General features: G+C 49.0%; 19 protein-coding genes. 7 read left to right on the top strand and 12 right to left on the bottom strand.

All coding sequences use genetic code 11. The annotated features are described in order from the left end of the window. Positions 1 to 146 precede the first annotated feature (146 nt). From HQ393_RS03370 to dnaB, 3 genes are read right to left on the bottom strand one after another with little or no spacing between them, the layout of a single operon-like run. Complete coding sequence (locus HQ393_RS03370; protein WP_246307936.1) at positions 147 to 3263, bottom strand: DNA translocase FtsK; 3117 nt, start codon at positions 3261 to 3263, stop codon at positions 147 to 149. Continuing rightward, on the bottom strand, positions 3260 to 3634 hold the full coding sequence (locus tag HQ393_RS03365; RefSeq protein WP_179357455.1) for a cupin domain-containing protein: 375 nt from the start codon (positions 3632 to 3634) through the stop codon (positions 3260 to 3262). The genes HQ393_RS03370 and HQ393_RS03365 overlap by 4 nt, the downstream gene beginning before the upstream one ends. 28 nt (positions 3635 to 3662) lie before the next feature. Further along, the gene (gene dnaB, locus HQ393_RS03360; RefSeq protein ID WP_179357454.1) at positions 3663 to 5111 is read right to left on the bottom strand and encodes a replicative DNA helicase; all 1449 of its coding nucleotides are present in this window, start codon (positions 5109 to 5111) and stop codon (positions 3663 to 3665) included. Between the two features lie 121 nt (positions 5112 to 5232). On the opposite strand from dnaB, the gene HQ393_RS03355 reads away from it, so the two are divergent. The 3 genes from HQ393_RS03355 to HQ393_RS03345 all read left to right on the top strand — a co-directional run bounded on the left by HQ393_RS03355 (position 5233) and on the right by HQ393_RS03345 (position 6889). Then, complete coding sequence (locus HQ393_RS03355; protein ID WP_179357453.1) at positions 5233 to 5661, top strand: type II toxin-antitoxin system RatA family toxin; 429 nt, start codon at positions 5233 to 5235, stop codon at positions 5659 to 5661. Positions 5662 to 5671: 10 nt separating this feature from the next. Then, entirely contained in the window at positions 5672 to 6001 is a 330-nt protein-coding gene (locus HQ393_RS03350) for an RnfH family protein (RefSeq protein ID WP_179357452.1), read from the top strand. A 144-nt stretch (positions 6002 to 6145) separates the two neighbouring features. After that, positions 6146 to 6889, top strand: coding sequence for a Tll0287-like domain-containing protein (locus HQ393_RS03345; RefSeq protein ID WP_179357451.1), 744 nt, complete (start codon positions 6146 to 6148; stop codon positions 6887 to 6889). Positions 6890 to 6937: 48 nt separating this feature from the next. Here HQ393_RS03345 and HQ393_RS03340 read toward each other — a convergent pair whose 3' ends face one another. The 3 genes from HQ393_RS03340 to HQ393_RS03330 all read right to left on the bottom strand — a co-directional run bounded on the left by HQ393_RS03340 (position 6938) and on the right by HQ393_RS03330 (position 8608). After that, positions 6938 to 7408, bottom strand: coding sequence for an SRPBCC family protein (locus tag HQ393_RS03340; protein ID WP_179357450.1), 471 nt, complete (start codon positions 7406 to 7408; stop codon positions 6938 to 6940). Between the two features lie 45 nt (positions 7409 to 7453). Then, positions 7454 to 8224: an HAD-IIA family hydrolase gene (locus tag HQ393_RS03335; protein ID WP_179357449.1), complete on the bottom strand. Its 771-nt coding sequence runs from the start codon at positions 8222 to 8224 to the stop codon at positions 7454 to 7456. A 75-nt stretch (positions 8225 to 8299) separates the two neighbouring features. Further along, positions 8300 to 8608: a nucleotide pyrophosphohydrolase gene (locus tag HQ393_RS03330; protein WP_179357448.1), complete on the bottom strand. Its 309-nt coding sequence runs from the start codon at positions 8606 to 8608 to the stop codon at positions 8300 to 8302. A gap of 65 nt (positions 8609 to 8673) precedes the next feature. On the opposite strand from HQ393_RS03330, the gene HQ393_RS03325 reads away from it, so the two are divergent. Then, positions 8674 to 8847: a hypothetical protein gene (locus HQ393_RS03325; protein ID WP_179357447.1), complete on the top strand. Its 174-nt coding sequence runs from the start codon at positions 8674 to 8676 to the stop codon at positions 8845 to 8847. Beyond that, entirely contained in the window at positions 8847 to 9422 is a 576-nt protein-coding gene (locus HQ393_RS03320) for a lysophospholipid acyltransferase family protein (RefSeq protein ID WP_179357446.1), read from the top strand. Before HQ393_RS03325 ends, HQ393_RS03320 begins: the two co-directional genes overlap by 1 nt. A 68-nt stretch (positions 9423 to 9490) precedes the next feature. On the opposite strand, the gene HQ393_RS03315 is transcribed toward HQ393_RS03320, so the two are convergent. Next, the gene (locus HQ393_RS03315) at positions 9491 to 9694 is read right to left on the bottom strand and encodes a cold-shock protein (protein ID WP_157670506.1); all 204 of its coding nucleotides are present in this window, start codon (positions 9692 to 9694) and stop codon (positions 9491 to 9493) included. A 222-nt stretch (positions 9695 to 9916) separates the two neighbouring features. Next, entirely contained in the window at positions 9917 to 10549 is a 633-nt protein-coding gene (locus HQ393_RS03310) for a YceH family protein (RefSeq protein WP_179357445.1), read from the bottom strand. Between the two features lie 189 nt (positions 10550 to 10738). Here HQ393_RS03310 and HQ393_RS03305 point away from each other — a divergent pair, with 189 nt between their 5' ends. Beyond that, a complete protein-coding gene (locus HQ393_RS03305) occupies positions 10739 to 11866 on the top strand; it encodes an HD domain-containing phosphohydrolase (protein WP_179357444.1) in 1128 nt (375 codons plus the stop codon). Between the two features lie 58 nt (positions 11867 to 11924). On the opposite strand, the gene HQ393_RS03300 is transcribed toward HQ393_RS03305, so the two are convergent. From HQ393_RS03300 to HQ393_RS03285, 4 genes are all read right to left on the bottom strand, one after another. Next, positions 11925 to 12677: a pseudouridine synthase gene (locus HQ393_RS03300; protein WP_179357443.1), complete on the bottom strand. Its 753-nt coding sequence runs from the start codon at positions 12675 to 12677 to the stop codon at positions 11925 to 11927. Between the two features lie 48 nt (positions 12678 to 12725). After that, positions 12726 to 13127 carry an alternative ribosome rescue aminoacyl-tRNA hydrolase ArfB gene (arfB, locus tag HQ393_RS03295; RefSeq protein WP_179357442.1) on the bottom strand — a complete coding sequence of 134 codons (402 nt, stop codon included), beginning with the start codon at positions 13125 to 13127 and terminating at the stop codon, positions 12726 to 12728. A 75-nt stretch (positions 13128 to 13202) separates the two neighbouring features. Further along, the gene (gene pyk, locus HQ393_RS03290) at positions 13203 to 14645 is read right to left on the bottom strand and encodes a pyruvate kinase (protein WP_179357441.1); all 1443 of its coding nucleotides are present in this window, start codon (positions 14643 to 14645) and stop codon (positions 13203 to 13205) included. 241 nt (positions 14646 to 14886) lie between these two features. Further along, positions 14887 to 16320, bottom strand: coding sequence for an MltF family protein (locus tag HQ393_RS03285; protein ID WP_179357440.1), 1434 nt, complete (start codon positions 16318 to 16320; stop codon positions 14887 to 14889). Positions 16321 to 16427: 107 nt separating this feature from the next. Between HQ393_RS03285 and HQ393_RS03280 the strand changes: the two genes are divergently transcribed. Continuing rightward, positions 16428 to 18359, top strand: a complete 1932-nt coding sequence (locus tag HQ393_RS03280; RefSeq protein WP_179357439.1) for an ATP-binding cassette domain-containing protein — start codon at positions 16428 to 16430, stop codon at positions 18357 to 18359. Positions 18360 to 18398 lie beyond the last annotated feature (39 nt).

Raw genomic sequence — 18398 nt, 5'->3', positions numbered from 1 at the left:
CGCTCTATTTACTGCAATATAGCTTGCTATAGCAGTGCTGCGAGATTGCAGAGTCGAATCCGTGCCAAACCGAACAATTTAGAGACGAAATTTCATAAAAAAAACCGGCATAAAGCCGGTTTTCTTATCTGATGAACAAAATTCACTCAATCATTGGACGGTGCCAATACCGTGCGATTGCCGTTACTTTCCATCCCGCTAACAATTCCTGCGCTTTCCATTTGCTCGATCAAGCGTGCCGCGCGGTTGTAACCAATTCTAAATTGCCGCTGCACTGCAGAAATTGACGCCCGACGGCTGCGCAAGACATGCGCCACCGCTTCGTCATAGAGCGGATCATTCTCTTCGGCATCGCCCGGAATACCCGACCAATTACCACCCGCTTCAGCCTCAGTCGCTGGATACAGCACGCCTTCGATGTAGTTCGGCTCGCCCAATTGCTTGAGGTATTCCACCACACAATGGACTTCAGCATCATCGACAAAGGCACCGTGAATCCGCTGCGGATAGCCCGTACCCGGCGGCAAGAACAACATATCACCCTGCCCCAGTAACGCCTCGGCGCCCATTTGATCAAGAATCGTACGGCTATCAATTTTGCTCGACACCTGGAAGGCCAAACGCGTTGGAATATTCGCCTTAATCAAACCCGTAATCACATCCACCGATGGACGCTGCGTCGCCAAAATAAGGTGAATACCCGCCGCGCGCGCTTTTTGCGCAAGGCGAGCAATCAATTCCTCGATTTTCTTTCCCGCCACCATCATCAAATCAGCAAACTCATCGACCACCACCACAATCATCGGCAGGTGCTCCAGCGGCTCTGGATCATCTGGCGTGAGCGTAAACGGATTGGTCAGCTTGCGCCCAGCGGCCTCGGCTTCAGCCACTTTCTGATTAAAGCCCGCCAAGTTACGCACGCCCATCGCGCTCATTAGCCGGTAGCGTTTTTCCATCTCGCCGACGCACCAGTTCAATGCATTCGCGGCGAGCTTCATATCGGTTACAACGGGTGCGAGCAAGTGCGGAATGCCTTCATACACCGACAATTCCAGCATTTTTGGGTCGATCATAATAAAGCGCACTTCATCGGGCGTGGCTTTAAACAAAATAGACAAGATCATCGCGTTCACGCCGACCGATTTACCCGAGCCGGTCGTACCTGCCACCAGCATATGCGGTGTTTTAGCCAGATCGGTGGCAACGGGTATACCACTAATATCCTTGCCAAGTGCGATGGTCAGGGGGGATACCTGCCCATGGTATTCGGGCGCAGAGAGGATTTCAGACAGACGAATCATTTGCCGCGTTGGATTGGGCAATTCCAATCCCATACAAGTTTTACCCGGAATCGTTTCAACAACACGCACTGAGGCCAACCCCAGCGAGCGTGCCAAGTCTTTGGCCAAATTCACCACCTGCGCGCCGCGAATCCCCGTCGCAGGCTCAACTTCAAAGCGCGTAATTACTGGCCCTGCGTAGGCGTCTAGCACGCTGACCTTGACTTTGAATTCATTGAGCTTTTCTTCGATCAGAATACTGCGCTCCAGCAAGTCTTCTTGCGTGACGGTGATCGCTTGTACCGTCGCAGGGCGCAATAATTCCAGCGGCAAACACAAGCCATCTTCACCACGCCACGCAGGATTGGGGGCTGGGCGTGCTGCAGGAGCAATCGTATCTGGCCGTAAAAACTGCTGCGGCCTTTGTGGTACTTCAGGTGGCGCGAACTCCAGCTGCTGTGTACCATGGGTATAACCCTGAACAGCATTACCAGAAAGACCTGCGGCAACATACCCAAAGGAAGACACTGGTTCGCTGGCTTTACTTTGCGCGGCTGAAGCACTGCTGCCAACATGTAGTGAAACGGCAGAGTCAAATTCAGCGGAATGCGGCACAGCATAATAGGCATCCGCGTCGTGAACGATCGTTGGGCTATTTGGCGAGCTAGCAATCGCGGTAGTAACTTGCTCCGCTGCGATGACCGCCGCGCTATCTACGATCCGTGTCCGAGCGTCATCCGCGTGACTCAGTGGGTTTGCGCCTGTTGGCAACATAGTCGCAGCATTCTGGGCTGGGTTTGCTGCTTGAAATACGCGTATGACTTCAGGTGAGCTCACTCGTAACGCTTCAGTCTGCGGCTTAGCGGCCGTACCTGCGGCCGGCGGGCGTACAGGCTGACTATGTGTTAATGGAGTTCGTGCCGAATGCGCTGGCGTAATTTTCGGGCTGGGTTGTTTGCCGCTGCGAATATCCTGCAAGCGTTCACGCACTTCAGATGGATCAATCACCGGCAAAGGCTCAGGCACTTTGCGTTCCGGCATTTTCGCGCCTTCAATCGCTAATTTGCGCTGACTGCGCTCCAAATTGCGCTGAATATGGCTCATATCGAGCACTGGCAAATCCCGTTTTGCTTTGCGTGGCGGCGGTAAAGGTTGGCTGGGCGTTTTAACTTGTTCCGCCGACAAAATAGGCGGGCTGGGTGGCGACATCTGGGCTGGGCTGGGCGTTGTTATAGGGTCGGCCACCACGGCGCTGTGTTGCTCCGAGCGCTCTGGCTTAACGCTGTGCACCTCTGGCGTAGGCTGAGCAAAAGCTGCGGCAGTCGGCTTAGCATTAAAGCGCTCAATTAACTGCGGCGATGCTGTCGATTTGGCCGCTTCATTGCAAGCGAATTGATTAGCGAGTGGCTGAGCGGCATCAATTTGCTGTGTGCGTATATCAGATGGTAGGCCAGCATCAAATTCGCCATCATCAGCAAGGGTATCCGCCGCCAAATCATATTCAGATTGTTGTGTAGACTGATACCCAGCAGTACGAATTAATGGTGCTGATGGATTTTCTTGTGGAGAAACGCGCTTTGGCGGCAAATCATGCTGAGGTGCAGCGACCTTGGTTTGGCGAGGCGCAAACAAGGGATCAAATTGGGGCTCTATTCTTTGCCCACGCGGTGCATCTGGCTGGCTATTGCCTGATTTTTCAGTAGCATGATGCAGCACATCAGCCACTTTCGCGCCAATTTTGCTCGTGACGGGGCTAATCATCGACTTGAGCGAGCCCAAGCCTTTCGCGGCGGCGTTGGCCATGGGTGATAAAGGCAATTCAAACATTGCATCGAGCTTCGAAGCACTCCTCTCTTGTGCTTCGTGCTCAGATGGCGCTGGGGCTTGGGGTAAGGCTGGCTGATCTTTGAGCGGATCAAGCTGCGATAAATCACCTTCTAATTTTTGATTCAAAGAATCAAACAACTGCTGTATTTTTTTCATGCCCTAATCACTGAACGATCTAACACTACAAAATATTTACGCACGGCTTCAAGCACTTCAAAGCGCCCAACAAACCCTGCGGGAATGACCGCCGCTTCACCTGCACTCACGATAACGCCTTGCTCTTGCTCATCAACTAGCCGCACTTTCCCGCTAATCACGCAAAAAAACTCTTCTTTATCCGAGGCAAAACGAATATTCCAGCTACCCACTTTGCAAGCCCAGATACCGCATGAAAGCATTTGGTCGTTTGAGGTGTAATGCGTCCAAGTCGTCCGATTGGGATTCCCAGACACCAAACGATCTGGGCGCGGGCGGTCAAAACTCACTTCGACTTCGCGGGAAAAATGAGTAATGGCAGGGCTATTCATTGTTATCTCGGTGCATCCATTCAGGCCGTTATTCCAGATCACTATTCCAATCATCTGGCCGCATCAAGGCATTATCAAAACGGGAATACATACCTTGGAACACCAACGGAATCCGGCCAACCGGGCCGTTACGGTGTTTACCGAGAATACACTCGGCCAAACCTTTGTGCGGGCTATCGGGGTTGTAGTACTCGTCGCGGTACATAAACATAATCAAATCCGCATCCTGCTCGATCGCGCCAGATTCACGCAAATCGGACATCATCGGGCGTTTATCGGTACGCTGCTCGACCGAACGCGATAACTGCGAGAGCGCGATAATCGGGCATTTCAATTCACGCGCCAAGCCTTTGAGCGAGCGCGAAATCTCGCCCAACTCGCTGGCGCGATTTTGATCTTTACCGCCTGGGCGCCCCGCCATCAATTGCAAATAGTCGATCACGATCAAGCCCAGCTGGCCGCCACATTGGCGCGCCAAACGGCGCGAGCGAGTACGAACATCCAGCGCAGTCAATGCGCCAGCCTCTTCAATAAAGATCGGCGCTTCGGATAATTTGCCGACCGCATGCGTGAGTTTGAGCCAATCTTCATCCTCAAAACGACCTGTTTTGAGTTTATGCATATCGATCTTGCCAACTGAGCCAACCATACGCATACCGAGCTGAGCCGCGCCCATCTCAAGCGAGAAAATCGCCACTGGCAATTTACTATTGATCGCGACATTCTCAGCAATATTGACCGAGAACGCCGTTTTACCCATCGAAGGACGACCTGCAACGATAATTAAATCCCCGCCCTGTAGGCCAGATGTCATCTTATCGAGATCAATAAATCCAGTCGGTGTACCTGTGACTTCAGACGGATTATCTTGCTGGTACAAATAATCAATGCGCTCGACAATTTCTTTCAAAATCGGCGGCATCGCATGAAAACCTTGCGTGCCTTTCGCCGATTGTTCAGCGATTTGGAATACCCGTGATTCGGCCTCGTCGAGAATCTGCTTCGCATCACGGCCATTAGGGAAAAAAGTAGCATCTACAATTTCAGTCGCAACACCTGATAATTGGCGCAGTACCGACTTCTCGCGCACGATCTCGGCATAACGACGAATATTGGCCGCAGACGGCGTGTTTTGTACCAAAGAGCCCAAATAAGCCAGGCCGCCCACATAGGAAAGATCATTGGTGATATCCAGTGATTCCTTCACCGTAATCACATCAGCGGGGCGATTATGTTCAATCAGCTTTAACACCGCCTGATAGATCCGGCGATGGTCTTCACGATAGAAATCCTGATCGCCAATAATGTCAGCCACGCGGTCAAATGCCGAGTTATCCAGCATCAAACCACCCAGCACCGATTGCTCGGCCTCCACCGAATGGGGCGGGATGCGGTACGCCGCAGTCTCATCGACTTGCGCTGCGGCGTTGTATTCGGCTTGCATGTCGCGAACTAGCTCGGTAGGATATTCGTTCATTTTCACTTTTTGGCGGATGTTTTCGGCGGACTTTAATCTGTCGCAACGATGGTTTTCAAGCAAGGGCGTAAAGTAGTCCTTCGCAAGCGGACCATTTTACCCCGCCTACCCATTGATGACCATGCAGTCCATCCGCAAATCTGTACTTGTGCCCCACTCCGCCGCCAAAATGTATGAATTGGTCGATCGTGTCGAAGATTACCAACGTTTTTTGCCCTGGTGCGGCGGCGTTGAAGTGCACGAACGATCTGAGACCATCTTGGATGTCACCATCAAAATTGAATTTTTGAAAGTCAGCACTTTCTTTCGCACACGTGACACAAAATCGGACAACGAAATCATTATGCATTTTGTCGATGGCCCTTTTCAGGCGCTAACAGGCACTTGGCGTTTTACGCCATTAATGGAAGATGCCTGCAAAATCGAATTCGAACTTGATTACGAATTTTCCAGCCGCACCCTCGATGCCGTGATCGGGCCCGTGTTTGGCAAAATCACGTCAACTTTTGTCGATGCCTTCGTCAAAGAAGCCGATCGTAAATACGGATAAGACACACACCATGAACAAGCCAGCCCACAACGAATCACTGATTAATGTTGAAGTTGTTTATGCGACGGCAGCCAAACAAAAGCTCTTACGCGTAAAGGTAGCCAGCGGCAGCACCGCTCAACAGGCCATTGAAAAATCAGGCATTCTGGCTGAATTTCCAGAAATTGATCTGGCTACGCAGAAAATTGGCATCTTTGCCAAAGCAGTCAAACTCGATACCGTTTTACGCGAAAAAGATCGAGTTGAAATCTATCGCCCCCTCATCGCAGACCCCAAAGAAGTCCGTCGCCAGCGTGCGGCTGAAGGCAAAATCATGAAGAAAGGTGGCGGCGAAGCTTAATAAAGACACAAGAAAGACCATCAATTGTATTAATTATTTATTTCACTCTACACATAATTTAAGATGCCGCTTGGTTACGAAAAATTACAGCGAAACCAAGAAAATTCTGACAACTTGTCCAAAAGTATTTACGCAGAGAGTGAAATGAACACCACCATCAAGACCTTAGTTGTTCTAGTAGCAGCTCTATTACTCGCCTTTACGCTAGGCAAATCTATCTACGAAAAAGAGCAACTGAATCAAGCACGCACCGTAGCAAATATGGTTGAACATATTGGGCAATGGGCTTCGCAATATCGCGGTGTTTGGATTAAAGAAGGCAAAGGTCAAGCCGTCGATCTAGGTTCCCACCTAGATACATTGACTGTCACGTTAGCTAATAACGACAACTCCGTGACTAGCCAAGAGCAAGTAGAAACCACACTCGATTTTCACTTAAAAAACCCAGCATTAATTCAGCGTGAAATATCTGATTTAATGCAGAAAAATCAGAACAATACGTCATATCGGATTACATCCGATAAATACATGAACCCCAAAAATAGCCCGACAGTTTTCGAAACAGATTCAATCGAAAATATGCGAAAAAATAATACGCTCGAATACAGTGAAGTCAAAAATGGGACATTACATTATGCTCGCGCCCTAATCGCCACTGAAGCGTGTATGCGTTGTCACGCCTCTGCTGAAAAAGCGCCAAACTCGGTGCGCAATTTATACCCCACTCAGGGTTATGGTTATGAGTTAGGCAAAGTAGCTGGCGTTATTTCTGTCACGGTTCCAACGACTTATTCTGCCACGTCGATCTTCAGTGCATTTGACTTACTCAGCCTGCTTACACTGCTTGGAGTGGGACTTATAAGCTTTTGGGTAATGCGTAAACGATAATAAAAAAGGGACTACAATTTGTAGTCCCTTTTTTATTGCTTAACTCAATTAGCCCAATCGCCCTTCCTGAGCAAGCTGCTTAATCAAGCGTATCGTATCGATATCGGCCTCTTGCCATGCAGACTTGAGGTAGCTGAGGTATTTATCGAGCTCAGGATCTGCATCCTCTGGATGAGGCGTTTCGTAGATGAAACGCACGAACAGCGCCATCTCTTGCGGCTCTTCGATTTTCATCCATAATTTGCCACCCAAATGCAAATCACTGGGTTGGGTATCGTAATGCACCGCTGATTCATATTCGTAATAGATATGATCAATGACTTCCAGTTTACCCATAATCACCCGGCGATGAATGCCTTGCTCATGGCGATGCAAAATATAAGCTTCATCGATATGCTCAACGAACTCTTTGGGCGACTCAGCCCGATAAACCAAGCCTTGCCACACTTGATTGCGCGTCAACGGCGGGGCTGTAGGGCTGAGTAAGTCATTAATTTGGACTAAGTGCTCAAATTTCATACGAAACGCTCGCGGCGCAAAGGCCGAATGTTTTAATTGCCGTAATTATAACGATTTGAAATCAATTTCCCCAACATGATTAAAGACATAATCAGGCTTATACGGGAAATCATTGAGCATCGCGGTGGTCGTGACCCCCGACAGCACCAGTGCAGTTTTCATTCCCGCTTCCATACCGCCCACAATATCGGTATCCATCCGATCGCCAACCATTACACAATCTTCGGGATGCATGCCCAACTTGCGGCTCGCCAGCATCATCATTAGCGCATTGGGTTTGCCGACAATATAGGGTTTTTTGCCTGTAGCGGCCGAAATCGCGGCCAATATCGTCCCGGCGGCGGGCTCATTTCCCCCTTCAATCGGGTCGATCATATCGGGATTCGTGCCAATAAATTTCGCGCCATGATCAATAAAACGAACCGCTTTTTTAAGTTGCTCAAAACTAAAGGTCGACGATTTGGCCACCACCACATAATCAGGGTTGGATTCGGAAATCGAAAAACCCACGTTATACAGCTCGTTAATCAGACCGCCGCCGCCAATCACATAGACCTTTGCCCGCTCTTTTTGCTGGCGCAGAAACATTGCAGTGGCCATGGCACTGGTAATGAAATTATCTTCTGTCAGATCGTGAATACCGAGTGATTCCAGTTTTAGTTTCAAATCAAGAGGCGTTTGCTCGGCGTTATTGGTTAAGAATAAAAATGGGGTTTTATCAGCATGCAGCTTTTGCACAAACTCGTTGGCACCAGGTATGAGTTGCTTACCTCGGTAGATCACACCATCCATATCAGAAATTACACACTTAACCATAACAAACTCCAATAAATTTAATGGGTATAGCCATAAAAACCAGATACCAATTGATTTTCAGCGATATACATCGAATTATTTTACAGGGTATTTCTGTGCATTGAGTGTCATCTTATGCAAAATGGCATCTTCAATATCGACCCCCAACTCATCGGCCAGCCGTAGCATATACAGCATGACATCAGCCATTTCTTGCGCAATGGGCGATTGCTCATCGACTTCCAAGTGTGAGGCTTCTTCGGGAGTGAGCCATTGATAATGTTCAACGAGTTCGGCCATTTCAACCGACATCGCCATCACTAGATTTTTCGGATTATGATATTTGCGCCAATCGCGCTCGTCGGCAAATTGCCGGACTTTGATCGAGAGTTCAGCCAGATTCATCGTTTTTTTAGGACTTTATGGACAGTAATCCGTAGAATACGCCTCCTAGATTAAGGAAAACCATCATGCCAATGAAAAAATACGAATTGGAAAAACGCAAAGCAGAAAAACTACACAACGATCTGCAGGGCACAAGCACGCCAGACCGTTTTGGCACGGCCAGTGCTCAGGATAAAAAACGCAAGGCGGGCATGAATAATCTGATGAGCAAATTGCTCGGAAAAACTCAGGCCAAATAATGCAACGCACGATTTTCGATACGCCGATATTGCGGCATATTCTCCCCGCCTTTGGCCGGCTGATATTACGGATTTTCGGTTGGAAAATTGAGGGTGAGTTTCCCAATTTGCCCAAGTACGTATTGATCGGCGCGCCGCATACCAGCAATTGGGATTTTCCGATCGGGATGGCCATTTGCTTTGCCCGGGAACAGAAAGTCTACTGGATGGGTAAACATACGCTGTTTGCTGGGCCGCTCGGCCCGCTATCACGCTGGTTAGGCGGCATCCCCGTCGATCGCCGTAAATCGAATTCACTGGTCGAGCAGATGGTGCAAGTCTTTGGCGAGCATGAGCAATTAGTTGTTGCGATTCCTCCCGAGGGCACACGCAAAAAAGTCGAAAAGTGGAAAACCGGCTTTTATTACATCGCGCTCGGTAGTCAATTGCCGATTGTGTTGGGCTACATCGACTTTGGCCGCAAAATGGGTGGCTGTGGTGAGGTGTTCTATCCGACCGGTGATATTGAGGCAGATATGGCTAAAATACGCGCTTTTTATACCCCCATCGTCGGCAAACGGCCAGAAAATCAATAAGCCGAAATGACAGACAACAAAAAACCCAGCAGCGCTGGGTTTTTTTCAAGCTAACTATCCGCTCTGAATTACAGAGGTTGGATGTTAGAAGCTTGTTTGCCTTTAGGGCCAGTAGTTACTTCGAAAGAAACTTTTTGACCTTCAGCCAAGGTTTTGAAACCTTTAGACACGATTTGTGAGAAGTGAGCAAACAGATCTTCGCCGCCTTCGTCTGGAGTAATAAAGCCGAAGCCTTTAGAGTCGTTGAACCACTTAACGGTACCTTGTGCCATTTTTCGTATCCTAAAATGCGGAATAAATAAAAGATGCACGAAAATCAAGGGAAAGCACTGCGGTACGGCCTAGCCACTACAACATACATCCACTGCTTGAAGATCCTGCGGTTGATATATTCGCCGAGCGCGGCAGCGCTGGCAAGCATTTTTTACATAAAAAGAGCAAAAATTGAGCAAAACGGCATAATTACGACGACTTTTTTACTCAAGCCGCCTTTTTTATGCGCCTAACTGCGTTTTTAACGCCACAAACTCACTTTTCAGCTCGGCCAATTGCGCCTCTAGCTCTTCGATTCTTGTCAGTAATCCAAGCTGATTTTCACTGCTTGGCAAATGGCTTGCGATAGGCAATTCCACATCTCCCGCCAGCAAATGCGCCCATCGCGGCTCACGCGAACCAGGCTGGCGAGGTAATAATTTAACCAATGCGCCACTCGGTCGCTCAGCCAATTCTTGTAAGAAAGCCTCAATCGCAGAGATATCAGCAAAGCGATGGAGTCGTTCACAATTATTGCGTAACTCACCCGCTGTTTGTGGGCCTCGCAGCATCAAAACCGCCAAGGCCGCCACCGATTGGCTGGGTATTTGCAATACTTTGCCAAATTGATGACTGTACTTAGCGACACGTGCGCTCAAGTGATCAATGACCCAGCCATTTTGCTTGAGTGCATCAATTGCAGCGATGATGTCCCCTTCGGTCAATTCCATCACCGGTTCACGACTACTTTTTTGATTGCATCCCGCGAGTAAACCATTGATCGATAATGGATAGGTATCGGGCACGGTACGCTCTTTTTCGATTAATACGCCCAGCACCCGAATTTGTACTGCATCTAATTGCCCCATATCCATTGCCAATTCCTTTCATACGTTAATTCAGATTTTGCCTGTGACACACATCGGCTCTGTCAGGATGCCACATTCAGCGCTCAATGCGCACCACAATCTAATCCAAACTTGCCCATTCACATGGTCAAGCATGAATCAAGCCGCCTATACTGAGATATCACTTGGCCAGCCCCACCCTCGGTTACCGCCCTTATGAATAACATCCCCGACCAAATTACCGCGAGTCTGATCAATCCGCAAATTGAAGACTGGAATAGTTTTAATGATTTTCGCGACGGGCTGGCCGACAATGCACCAAAAATTGAAAGCCTGCTGGCTGAATTAAAGCGTAGCCCTGATGATGGCGCAAAAATCACCAGCCTATTTCGGCTGTTTCATAATATCAAAGGTGATGCAGGTTTATGCCGCCTAAACTTTGTCATCCCGCTAGTGCATGGCGTTGAAACCTTGCTATCGCGCATGCGCGCGGGTGAAGTTGCTTTAACGGATTTCCTAGGTGATGTCATTTTGCTCACCTTGGATCGACTTGAGCAATGCATCGCCATGCTGGCAGAGGGGCAGAACGTCAGCGCCCTTGCGCTACCAGCGCTAGCTGATGGGCTAAATGCCTTATCGCAGCAAGAACCACAATTAATTAATGCCGCAGCAGCGCGGCTGATTGAGGCCGTCACGGGCTTTAAACCTAGCGCAGCGCGGATGGCGGCTCGCCATCAACCCGAAATGGAACGCAGCATCGCGGAAACGCATCAGGATTTGCGTTTTTTTCGCGAGCTATCTCTGCAACTCGATCAACGCTCGCCTTTGTATCAAGGCCGCACGACTCGCAAGCTTGAGCTCGCTTTGGCGACGAATTTGGCCGCTGGCAACCGCGTTGATCCGCAACAACTTGAAGCGGCGGTTTACCTTCATGATATTGGCATGATGTTTTTGCCCGAATCAATGTGGCTAAAAACAGAAAAACTCAGTGATGAGGCCCGCCAACAAATGGCTCGCCACCCCGCTTGGTCCGCAGAATGGGCCAATCGGATTGCAGGCTGGCAAGATGCTGCGCAGATGATTTTGCAGCATCACGAACAAATCAATGGCAGTGGCTATCCAAACGGGCTCACGGCCAATGAGATTTGTGATGGCGCCAAAATTTTGGCGCTGGTCGATGCTTTTGATGCGATTTTGCTGCGCCATAGCCATCGTGGCCAGCAAAAATCGACCTTACGCGCCATTGCTGAAATTAACGCCGGTGATCGACAATTTGCGGCAGACTGGATTGCCGCATTCAATCGCGTCATCCGCACCCAGCTTGAAGCGGGGCATCGCGCATAGATATATAGCGATGTATAGGCATGAAGACTTTATAAATAAAAGCCTTCACCCATATACCCTACACTTTTTCGTTTGGCAGTAAATAGCGCCACTGCCCGACTTCAAGCGAGCCCAGCGGCAGACGGCCGATCCGGTTGCGCTTGTAGGCAGTCACTGTCAAACCAGCTACATCGCAAAGATCAGGCACCACGCCCTCAGCATTCGCACGTATCACCATGCGCAATTGCTGCTCGCTTTGACGACTGGTTTTCCAGCCCTTGATTGGCTGCTCGTCAAACATTTTGACGGCATTCATGGCATCAATTTGCTCGGCACTGGCGACTTGATCGAGCCAGACCAAATATTCCTGCTCATAGTCATTGATCTGTGCGAGCTTTTGGGCCAAACGAACGTCCTGCGTTAACAGCACCAAACCCGTTGCATCGGCATCTAGCCCTAGTGGCGTAACCAAACGTGAGCGGTGTTTCTTGATCCAGACTATCCCAGATCGATCGTCAGCAGCGCGATTTTCCGGTACAAAAAACTGCGTATATTCTTCCCCAGGCCAAGCTGCAACACCGGCAGGTTTATGCCAAAGCAAAGTCACCTTATCGCTGGGTGCCAGCATGCTACTGAGCATATCGGTTTCAAGGATTTTAATGTCCTGATGCGGCAGAACACGGCTACCTAGGACGTCGACAATCTGACCATCCACTTGAACGCGCCCTTCGGCGATCAATACATCGGCTTGCGTGCGCGAGCAAAGTCCAAGCTCCGCCATGCGTTTGGAGAGGCGAATTGCTTCGGGGCCTTTTTGGCTATCTGTGCTCATGGCGCGTTTCTCTTTGCTAAAACGCTATTGTACGCGCCGCAGCGCCAATTAATCGATGCGAACTTTCCCGCGCAGCGATTTAATTGAGCCACGCAGGTTTTTCTTGTCCATGCGAGTTTGCTGCGATCCCCAACTTGGCTTGGTGGCACGCCTGGCTTTGGGGCGATGAGCGACTTGATCGATTAACGCTTGCAGGCGTTGCATTGCCTCGTAGCGATTGGCCTCCAGACTGCGTGAGGCTTGGGCTTTGATGATGATCACGCCCTCTTTGCTAATGCGCTGATCTGGCCAATGCAATAAGCGCTCTTTGAGATCATCGCTCAAACGCGATTGGCGAATATCAAAGCGCAGATGGATGGCATTCGACACTTTGTTTACATTTTGCCCGCCAGCGCCTTGCGCTCGAATCGCAGAAAACACCACATCAGATTCATCAACTTGATAATTCATGCGAACTCCAGATTCCCGCCATAAAAAAACAGCCGGCAATCAGCCGGCTGTTTGATGTGCTGTCATGACATACGCTTACACGCGTTGGCCTTGACCAATTTGGATAATACGCATGGTGTTGGCACCAGAATTTGGGCCGTTTTTGTGTGACGCAAAAGTCACGACCACGCGATCGCCTGGTACAACTTTACCGGTGCGCAGCAATTCCAATTGTGCGTAGGCCACGTGATCTTCACGATCAGCACCGATTTTCGCGTCCACCATAATTGGGGTTACATGACGGTAAAGCGCCAATTTACGATAAGTGTTGATCTCTTGTGTGAATACATAGATAGGCACACCAGTGATATAACGTGACAACCACAACGCTGAAGCGCCCGAATGAGAAATGCACATGATCGCTTTCACATTCATATTGCTGCTGGCGTAAACCGCAGCCATCGTTACCGCTTGGTCGATGCGCTCAAAATCGCTGACATTATCGAATTCGCCTTCGATTTTGCCTTCGCCTGAACGTTCAGCTTCCAGACACGTCCGTGCCATCGCTTGAACTGCTTCCAGCGGGTATTTACCCGCAGCAGATTCAGCCGACAGCATGACTGCATCGGTGCCATCCAATACCGCATTGGCGCAATCCGAAACTTCGGCGCGTGTCGGCACTGGGCTAGTAATCATTGATTCCATCATTTGCGTCGCAGTGATGGTCAATTTGTGTTTCTTACGAGCCAGTTTGATCATGCGTTTTTGCAAGGCAGGAACAGCGGCATCGCCCACTTCAACCGCCAAGTCACCACGCGCAACCATGATACCGTCAGAAGCATCGAGGATTTCTTCGAGGTTAGTAATGGCTTCAGTACGCTCGATTTTGGCAATCAGCAAAGCGTGACCGCCCGCAGCGCGCACCAAAGTGCGTGCCATATACATATCAGCAGCTGATTTTGGGAATGAAACGGCAATGTAATCGGCTTCCAAAACTGCAGCAGTTTTGATGTCTTCCATGTCTTTGGCAGTCAACGCCGGAGCAGTCAAGCCGCCGCCTTGGCGATTAATACCTTTATTATTGGACAGCGGGCCGCCCACAGTCACGGTGGTAAATACTTTGGCGCCAACGACAGAATCAACCACCAATTGGATTTTACCGTCGTCCAATAGCAGCACAACGCCTGGCTCAACGTCATTTGGCAATTCTTTATAATCCAGACCTACGGTGTCTTGGTTACCCAATTCACACTCAGCATCCAGCACAAACTTAGCGCCTTTCACCAATTCGATTTTGTTTTTTTCGAATTTACCAACGCGGATTTTTGGGCCTTGCAAGTCAGCCAACACCGCCACTGATTTACCCAGCTTTTTAGCGATACCACGAACCGTGGCGGCGCGATCGATATGGTCTTGCGCCGTACCGTGAGAGAAGTTCAGACGAACTGTATTAACACCTGCCTGAATCAGGCTTTCCAATACCACTGGGTCAGTTGAAGCTGGGCCAAGCGTGGCTACAATTTTTGTACCGCAATGCATAGAACGAAGTCTCCGAAAGAAAAAGCTGGGTTGTTCAGGCAGAACAATACGCCAGTTAGCGACTGAAAGACATGACTTAAAACAGGTAAAAAGCTAAACCTGTATTTTTTTTCAACATTTTTTTAGTAATTTTTAGTAATTTTTTGCGAATCGCAAGCGCACTACTCACGTAGTTTTATTACAAACACTACAGATTTGGGGCGCAATACGTGTTTTAGCCCCAAACCAGCAACTTAATGCATTAATTATCCGTCGCTTTTTTTTGTTTGCCTGTTACCTTTTCGGCGGCTTGATACGCGAGATACAAGCGATTGACCGTTGAAACATAATCAACCATGCCTTTACTAACCGAGTGAAGGGCCATTTGCTCCACATTACCGACCCATACGTTTGGATCTAAGCCTTTTTTCTGGGTTTGATTGCGCAATTGTTGTAAACGCCCCTCTCCTGCGTTGTAGGCTGCAATCATGAAATAGAGTTGATTTTCTTCTGTCACGCCCTGCTTGCTAAACATTTTTCGCAGATAGCCCAAGTAAATCGCAGCCGCCGAAATATTACCTTCATTGCCATGCGGATCACTCACCCCCATGGCGCGAGCCGTAGAAGGATTAATCTGCATCACCCCTGTCGGGCCTTTCTTTCGGATAACAGCGCTCAATTTCGATTCTTTCTGACCAATCGCAGCAAGCAATAGCCAATCGACATTATTTGCAGCTGCTGCGGTTTGAAAAATGGGCGCAAAGATAGCTAGTTTATCCATCGACGAAATTTTGTCAGTGCTTTCAACTTTGCCTCCCGCAATCAAAAAACGCCGTGTTTGCTCAATCGCCTTTTCAATGGTTACGCTATTTTTGCTATTGATATAAGCATTCAAATCCTCGGCAAGTGCGTGATTTTCTTTGCGCACCCCCCATACCCATGACACATTAGTACTAAGGCATTCTGCCTGTTTGAGATTGGCGTAGTTTGGGGACCATAATTTAAAAATATGCTTGCTGGCCAAGGTTTGCATAGCGGGGGTGCTATCAATCTCGCGTAAAACCATTTCTGCATTAAACCCTGTTGCTGGTTCTTCAATCACCAGATCCGTTTTACCTTCCGTAGCCAGGAGGCGACGACCCAAGCTACCACTGCCCAAGCTCAGAGGTTTTTGACTGATATTCTCAAAGGTGATGGGATTACTTGTGTGACTGACCAAACACCACTCATCTTTGGCATAAGGCTCGGTTACGGCAATGAGCGATTTTAGGCCTTCACTATATGGGATCATGCCCGCGGCAATATCACCTCGACCTTCGCGCAAGGCGGGAATTAATTCGCCGGCATCAATAGGAATATATTGAAAACGAATAGGTGGGCGGTTTTTGGCTCGGCGGCGATTTAACTCGGCTTCAAAACCTTGTAAGAATGCATATTCCAATCCGTGCGGTTTACCATATTTAATAAAATAGGTCGATGGGCCAAGAGCCACGAGTACCCTGAGGCGGGCAGGCGGGTTACTAGAGTCATATTGCCCATCCTGCGCCAGCTCGCTGGCCTGTTGTAATACAGGGTGGGCTCGGTCAACCGCAGCAGCCTTCGGTTTGGCCTTGCTAGCGGCCATGCTTTGCACGGCCATTAAGCTAGCCACTAGACAGAAAAAAACACGGAAAAACAAGGACAAAGCTCGCTTCATGCGGCCTGCTCCAAAATTCAATTGCATTGATTCTATATCGCAGCATGTCATTGTCCAAACGCACGACGTATAATTGCGGCTTATAAAATCATCTCTTAAGTTTATTCATGCCACTGCTCATTGTTGAAAATGCCCATCTTGCCTTCGGTCACTGGCCTCTACTCGATGGAGCAAATCTGGTTTTAGAACCAGGCGAACGCGTAGGTTTGATTGGTCGCAATGGCGCGGGTAAATCATCGTTACTAAAGACAATTGCAGGCGTCAATAAACTTGATGAGGGTGCAATTCGACTGATTAATAATGCCAAAATGGCATTTGTCCCCCAAGAACCCGTGTTTGATCCAAGCCATACTGTTTATGAAGCAGTCGCCGAAGGCTTGGGCAATGTGCGCCAGTTATTGGTCGATTACCATGCGGCAATTCATGATTTAGACGACTCTGATGAAGGCATGCAAAAACTCGCAGATTTGCAGCATGAATTAGAAAACCAAGATGGCTGGCGTTTAGATTCGCTCATTGCCAATACGATGTCGATTTTGAATTTACCACCCGACACGCTGGTCAGTTCATTGTCTGGCGGCTGGAAAAAACGTGTGGCACTCGCACGCGCCTTGGTCACGGAGCCCGATATTCTGCTGCTTGATGAGCCGACCAACCATTTGGACGTCAGTGCAATTGAATGGCTGGAAACCTTACTTAAAGGTTTTGCTGGCAGCGTACTGTTTATTACCCACGATCGTAGCTTCCTCGATAATGTCAGCACGCGAATAGTCGAACTGGATCGCGGCAATATCGTGAGCTTCCCTGGTAATTTTTCGGCGTATGAAACCAAAAAAGCCGAATTACTTGCGATTGAAGAAACGGCCAATCGTCAGTTTGATAAAGTCCTCGCACAAGAAGAAGTTTGGATCCGCCAAGGGATTAAAGCGCGTCGCACCCGTAACGAAGGTCGCGTTCGCCGACTCGAACAATTACGTCGTGAGCGTGCTGCCCGCCGCGAGCGCGTTGGTAATGTCTCATTTCAACTGGATGCAGGTGAACGAAGTGGCAAACTCGTTGCTGAATTGGAAAACGTTAGCAAGTCCTACACCAATCCAGATGGTAGCGAAAAAGTTCTAATTAAGAATTTCACCACTCGCCTTTTACGTGGTGACAAGATCGGTTTGATCGGCCCCAATGGTGCAGGCAAGACGACATTATTGAAAATGATTCTGGGCGACTTGCAACCTGATACAGGTAGCGTCAAACAGGGTACAAATTTGCAAGTTGCCTATTTTGACCAATTCCGCGAGCAACTCGATGAAGAGCAATCCGTGGCCGACACTGTCGGACAAGGCAACGACTATGTCGAAATTGGCGGACAGCGCAAACACATCATTGGCTATCTGGAAGAGTTTTTATTCCCTGCTGAACGTGCGCGCAGCCCAGTCAAGTCCTTATCAGGTGGCGAGCGCAATCGCTTGCTCTTGGCTCGCCTCTTTACTAAGCCAGCCAACATTCTGGTATTGGACGAGCCGACGAATGACTTGGACATCGATACTTTAGAGCTCTTGGAAGAATTACTTTCAAGTTATACCGGCACCGTTTTCGTCGTGAGCCACGACCGCGCGTTTCTAGATAATGTGGTCACTCAAACTATCGTTTTTGAGCCAAACGGCCAACTACTTGAAAATGCAGGTGGCTATGCCGATTGGATTAGCGCCCGCTCACGCATGCAGGCTAGCCAAGCAGAGTTGAAAAAGGCAACAACCACTACTGCAACAGCGCCAGCAGTTAAACCTGCCGCTGAGGACAAGTCGAAAAACAATCGCAATAAATTAAGTTTCAATGAAAATCGGGAACTAGAGCGATTGCCAGCTGACTTGGAAGCATTAGAAGCCGAGCAAGCACAATTACAACAGTCTTTACTCGATCCTACAATTTATCGCACCGCCCCCGACAAAGCGCGTGAAATGCAAGCTAGAATTGAAGCGATTGAATTACTGACCCTAGAAAAGCTTGAGCGCTGGGAAGCGCTGGAGGCCAAGAAAAATCTTTGATTTAGGTATTTTTGACGGTACAAAAACGCCAAATACCAA

This window comes from Chitinibacter bivalviorum, assembly GCF_013403565.1.
GTDB lineage: Bacteria > Pseudomonadota > Gammaproteobacteria > Burkholderiales > Chitinibacteraceae > Chitinibacter > Chitinibacter bivalviorum.
Note: the sequence above shows the minus strand (reverse complement) of the source record. Positions and strands in the feature narration are given on the sequence as shown.

Bases quoted from the DNA above. Each gene is read 5' to 3' on its own strand.
- HQ393_RS03340 (WP_179357450.1), bottom strand. From the start codon at position 7,408: ATGAAATTTGAGCACTTAGTCCAAATTAATGACTTACTCAGCCCTACA.
- HQ393_RS03335 (WP_179357449.1), bottom strand. From the start codon at position 8,224: ATGGTTAAGTGTGTAATTTCTGATATGGATGGTGTGATCTACCGAGGT.
- HQ393_RS03300 (WP_179357443.1), bottom strand. From the start codon at position 12,677: ATGAGCACAGATAGCCAAAAAGGCCCCGAAGCAATTCGCCTCTCCAAA.
- HQ393_RS03345 (WP_179357451.1), top strand. From the start codon at position 6,146: ATGAACACCACCATCAAGACCTTAGTTGTTCTAGTAGCAGCTCTATTA.
- arfB (WP_179357442.1), bottom strand. From the start codon at position 13,127: ATGAATTATCAAGTTGATGAATCTGATGTGGTGTTTTCTGCGATTCGA.
- HQ393_RS03355 (WP_179357453.1), top strand. From the start codon at position 5,233: ATGCAGTCCATCCGCAAATCTGTACTTGTGCCCCACTCCGCCGCCAAA.
- HQ393_RS03350 (WP_179357452.1), top strand. From the start codon at position 5,672: ATGAACAAGCCAGCCCACAACGAATCACTGATTAATGTTGAAGTTGTT.
- dnaB (WP_179357454.1), bottom strand. From the start codon at position 5,111: ATGAACGAATATCCTACCGAGCTAGTTCGCGACATGCAAGCCGAATAC.
- pyk (WP_179357441.1), bottom strand. From the start codon at position 14,645: ATGCATTGCGGTACAAAAATTGTAGCCACGCTTGGCCCAGCTTCAACT.
- HQ393_RS03320 (WP_179357446.1), top strand. From the start codon at position 8,847: ATGCAACGCACGATTTTCGATACGCCGATATTGCGGCATATTCTCCCC.
- HQ393_RS03370 (WP_246307936.1), bottom strand. From the start codon at position 3,263: ATGAAAAAAATACAGCAGTTGTTTGATTCTTTGAATCAAAAATTAGAA.
- HQ393_RS03365 (WP_179357455.1), bottom strand. From the start codon at position 3,634: ATGAATAGCCCTGCCATTACTCATTTTTCCCGCGAAGTCGAAGTGAGT.
- HQ393_RS03305 (WP_179357444.1), top strand. From the start codon at position 10,739: ATGAATAACATCCCCGACCAAATTACCGCGAGTCTGATCAATCCGCAA.
- HQ393_RS03310 (WP_179357445.1), bottom strand. From the start codon at position 10,549: ATGGATATGGGGCAATTAGATGCAGTACAAATTCGGGTGCTGGGCGTA.
- HQ393_RS03330 (WP_179357448.1), bottom strand. From the start codon at position 8,608: ATGAATCTGGCTGAACTCTCGATCAAAGTCCGGCAATTTGCCGACGAG.
- HQ393_RS03325 (WP_179357447.1), top strand. From the start codon at position 8,674: ATGCCAATGAAAAAATACGAATTGGAAAAACGCAAAGCAGAAAAACTA.
- HQ393_RS03315 (WP_157670506.1), bottom strand. From the start codon at position 9,694: ATGGCACAAGGTACCGTTAAGTGGTTCAACGACTCTAAAGGCTTCGGC.
- HQ393_RS03285 (WP_179357440.1), bottom strand. From the start codon at position 16,320: ATGAAGCGAGCTTTGTCCTTGTTTTTCCGTGTTTTTTTCTGTCTAGTG.
- HQ393_RS03280 (WP_179357439.1), top strand. From the start codon at position 16,428: ATGCCACTGCTCATTGTTGAAAATGCCCATCTTGCCTTCGGTCACTGG.